1 protein-coding gene and 1 tRNA gene are annotated in these 1,239 nt (G+C 66.0%); one reads left to right on the plus strand and one right to left on the minus strand.

Annotated elements, in window-relative coordinates; all coding sequences use genetic code 11:
• Positions 1 to 81 precede the first annotated feature (81 nt).
• Positions 82 to 158: transfer RNA gene (locus M1M07_RS32260), tRNA-Ile, on the minus strand.
• A 199-nt stretch (positions 159 to 357) separates the two neighbouring features.
• On the opposite strand from M1M07_RS32260, the gene M1M07_RS32265 reads away from it, so the two are divergent.
• Positions 358 to 1,119: an SDR family NAD(P)-dependent oxidoreductase gene (locus tag M1M07_RS32265; protein WP_248676771.1), complete on the plus strand. Its 762-nt coding sequence runs from the start codon at positions 358 to 360 to the stop codon at positions 1,117 to 1,119.
• Positions 1,120 to 1,239: the final 120 nt, after the last annotated feature.

The raw sequence follows: 1,239 nt of genomic DNA on the forward strand, positions 1-1,239 counted from the left end.
CGAGCGTGGGCAAAATGTGGGCAGAAATGCGGCGAGCCCACATCCCAAGGCTCGGAATGTGGGCTCTACCTGCACTAACTCTGGTGGGGCGGGCGGGGCTCGAACCCGCGACCAATGGATTATGAGTCCACGGCTCTAACCGACTGAGCTACCGCCCCATCACGGCCGTCTCCGGCTGCGCGCCCAGAATGCTACCCGTCTTCGCGGGGAGGTTCGCACACCGGGTCACCGATGGCTCGCAACGAGATCCGCGGGCACTCCTCGCCACTTCAGAACCTCGGTCGGGAAATGGAGAATGATATTCTCGTCACTGAAATCATTGTTTTCAGCGATCTTCCCGCAGACGAGAGGCGTGCGATGGAGGGATTGAAAGACAAGGTCGTCCTGGTGGCAGGCGCCGCGACCGGGCTGGGCGCCGACTCCGCCGCCCGACTGGCCCGGGAGGGCGCAAAGGTCGTCGTGGGCGACCTGGACGGCGCCGGGGCCGAGAAGACTGCCGCTGCCATCGGCGAGGCGGGCGGCGCCGCGACCGCAGTCCAGTTCGACATCTCTGTCGACGAGTCGGTGCGGGCGCTCGCCGACGCCGCGATCGACACCTACGGAAAGCTCGACGCGGTCCACATCAACGCGGGCGACATGGGCTCGGTGTCGAAGGACACCGACGTCGTCGACATCGACCTGGACATCTGGGATCGCATGATCGCCGTGAACCTGCGCGGCCACATGCTCGTCACCCGGCACACGGTTCCCCACCTGCTCGCGGCCGGTGGCGGCGCGATCGTCTACACGTCGTCGATCGCGTCGTTCACCGGCGATCCGCAGCGGCCCGCATACGCCGCGACCAAGGCCGGGATCAACGCCCTCACACGGCACGTCGCCTCGCGCTGGGGTCGCGAGGGCATCCGGGCGAACGCCGTCGCCCCGGGTCTGATCCTCACCGACGAGATCCGCACGGGCGCCGACCCCGACCTTCTGAAAGCCCTCATCGGCCGGTCCCGCAGCACTCGGGCCGGCGAAGCCCGCGACGTGTCGAGCATGGTCGCCTATCTGATGTCCGACGAGGGCTCGTGGATCAACGGGCAGATCGTCAACGTCGACGGCGGCACCGTTCTGGGTTAATGGCCAGAATGTGTGTACAGAACCCGCCATTTCCTGCCCCTGACCTCGAATGATAGGCGTCCGAACATGCTCTGAAAGCATGTTCGGTGTCAGCTACCCGGAATTCCCCGCTCTGTGGTG

This window comes from Rhodococcus sp. HM1 (assembly GCF_023218075.1).
Taxonomy (GTDB): domain Bacteria; phylum Actinomycetota; class Actinomycetes; order Mycobacteriales; family Mycobacteriaceae; genus Rhodococcus.

What these genes read in the sequence shown, in the direction of transcription:
- M1M07_RS32265 (WP_248676771.1), top strand. Translation starts at nt 358, where the DNA reads ATGGAGGGATTGAAAGACAAGGTCGTCCTGGTGGCAGGCGCCGCGACC.